At 67.9% G+C, this 2,112-nt stretch carries 3 protein-coding genes; 2 read left to right on the top strand and 1 reads right to left on the bottom strand.

Annotated features, from left to right (window positions below):
* The coding region (locus AC1DYX_RS30630) for a DUF1549 domain-containing protein (protein WP_477265920.1) at positions 1–396 on the bottom strand (396 nt) is incomplete at its 3' end.
* A gap of 387 nt (positions 397–783) precedes the next feature.
* Here AC1DYX_RS30630 and AC1DYX_RS30625 point away from each other — a divergent pair.
* Together AC1DYX_RS30625 and AC1DYX_RS30620 are read left to right on the top strand one after the other, a co-directional pair.
* Complete coding sequence (locus AC1DYX_RS30625) at positions 784–1,299, top strand: rhodanese-like domain-containing protein (RefSeq protein ID WP_477265918.1); 516 nt, start codon at positions 784–786, stop codon at positions 1,297–1,299.
* Between the two features lie 18 nt (positions 1,300–1,317).
* Positions 1,318–2,112 (top strand): cytochrome b/b6 domain-containing protein (locus tag AC1DYX_RS30620; RefSeq protein WP_477265916.1); only part of this gene is annotated, 795 nt, incomplete at its 3' end.

The following is a 2,112-nucleotide window of genomic DNA, read 5'->3' as shown; positions in this document are numbered from 1 at the left end:
GGCCAGCAGGCGGTCGACCAGCTTCTCGTAGGCGTCCGGCGACTTGTCGTTCTCGAAGGCCTTCACTTCCTCGGGCGTCGGCAGGATGCCCCACGCGTCGAGCGTGGCGCGGCGGATGAACGTGGCGCGGTCCGCTTCCGGCGACGGCTTGATGCCCTTCGCTTCCAGCTTGGCGAGCACGTAGGCGTCGACGGGCGTGCGTACCCATTTCTTTTGCTTGACTGCGGGCTCGGCCGGCGCGGCGACCGGCGCATAGGCCCACGCCTTCGTGGACGCGGACGCGGCGGCAGGCGCGTCCTTCACCGGCGCGGCGGCCGGTTTGTCCTGGTCCGCGGCGGAAACGACCGCCGCCGTGAAGCTCAAGGCGACGGCAAGATACAAGGCCTTGCTTTTCATTTGACTGACTCCCTCATTGTCTGGCTGATCCTGAAAGTGGATGTGCTTGGGTTGGATTCCTGCTCTCGCCTTTCTCTTTGCAACTATCGCGCCAGCCCGGCCCCGCAACGCTTTCCCTCCTCCAAACCCTTGATTTACCGGGCTTCCTTGCACGGACGGCCTGTCTTTACCGCCGTTTGTGCGACTGCTGGATTGCGAACAGTGCGGGCGGCGTACTGTTCGCTTTCCAGCAGACGGTTCAATAGCCAGCAGCCTTTTGCGGCGTAGTGCCCGCATATCCGGGGCGGATCGATTGGCACGGTGTTTGCAAAGATGAAGACGGAGCGGCAGGCCACCACGGCCGCCGCCACGCCTGAACAACAACGACAGCAACGAAAGAGAATCCCCATGAACATCCTCAAGACCACCATCGCCGCCGCACTGATCCTCGCCGGCGCGGCCTCGTTCGCACAGCAGGGGCCGGCGTCCGGTACGCCGGCCGCGCCGGCCGCCGCACCAGGATCGCCTGCCGCCGCATCCCAGCCCTGGACGTACAAGACGAAGCAGCTCTCCCGCGCCGACGTCGACGCGCTGCTGCTCCAGCCGGGCAAGGTGCTCGTGCTCGACGTGCGCCGTCCGGACGAACTGCCGTCCAAGGGCTCGTTCCCCGTGTTCCTGAGCATCCAGAACGCCGACCTCGAGAAATACCTGAAGTACATCCCGAAGGACCGGCAGATCGTGACCGTGTCGAACCGCGCTCACCGCGCCGGCGCGGCCGGTGACCTGCTGACGCTGCGCGGCTTCAAAGTGGCGGGCGCAGTCGGTACGCAGGACTATGAGGAACAGGGCGGCGTGGTCGAGCACATCAAGCCGCCCGCGGCACCGGCCGCCGCCCCGGCACCGGCCGCGGCGCTGGCGAAGTAACCCGCAGCGGGCCCCGACATGAATTACCGTACCGCCAAGGCAGACATCGCCACCACCCTCGGCCCGACCCGCGTCCCGGCCGCGGTGCCGGGCGTCACCCGCATCCGCCTGTGGGACCTGCCGGTCCGCATCTTCCACTGGTCCCTCGTGGTCGCCGTGCTGGTGGCCTTCGTCACGGCCAAGCTCGGGGGCGACTGGATGGATTGGCATGGCCGCGCCGGTCTCGCGATCGTCGGGCTGGTCACTTTTCGCGTCGTGTGGGGCGTCGTCGGCTCGACCCATGCGCGCTTCCTGAGCTTCGCGCCGACGCCTTCCCGCCTGCGTGCCTACCTGACGGGCCGCTGGCATGGCGTGGGCCACAACCCGCTCGGCGCGCTGTCCGTGTTCGGTCTCCTCGCGCTGCTGGCCGTGCAGGCCGGCACGGGCCTGTTTTCCAACGACGACATCGCGTTCGACGGCCCGCTGTCCGGCCTCGTCGAAAAAGCCCGCTCCGACAGCCTGACGGGCCTGCACCACCAGCTGTCGAACGTCCTGCTCGTGCTGCTGGGATTGCACATCCTGGCAATCGCGTTCTATTTACTGGTCAAGAAGCGCGACCTGATCAAGCCGATGCTGACCGGCTGGAAGCATGCGCAGGGCCGCCACGCCGCGCCGCGGTCGACGCGTGCTGGCAGCCCGCTTGGCCTGGCCATCGCGCTGCTGGTGGCCCTGGCCGCGGTGTATGCGGCCAGCGGCAAGCTGCTGCACGAACGGACCGTGCCGGCGGCGCCACCTGCGGCCACTGCCGCCTCCACGCCCGTGTCTCCCTCCACA

It is taken from the genome of Massilia sp. P2_C2, from assembly GCF_056404615.1.
Note: the sequence above shows the minus strand (reverse complement) of the source record. Positions and strands in the feature narration are given on the sequence as shown.

Excerpts from the sequence above, each read along its gene's own strand:
- AC1DYX_RS30625 (WP_477265918.1), top strand. The coding sequence starts at position 784 with ATGAACATCCTCAAGACCACCATCGCCGCCGCACTGATCCTCGCCGGC.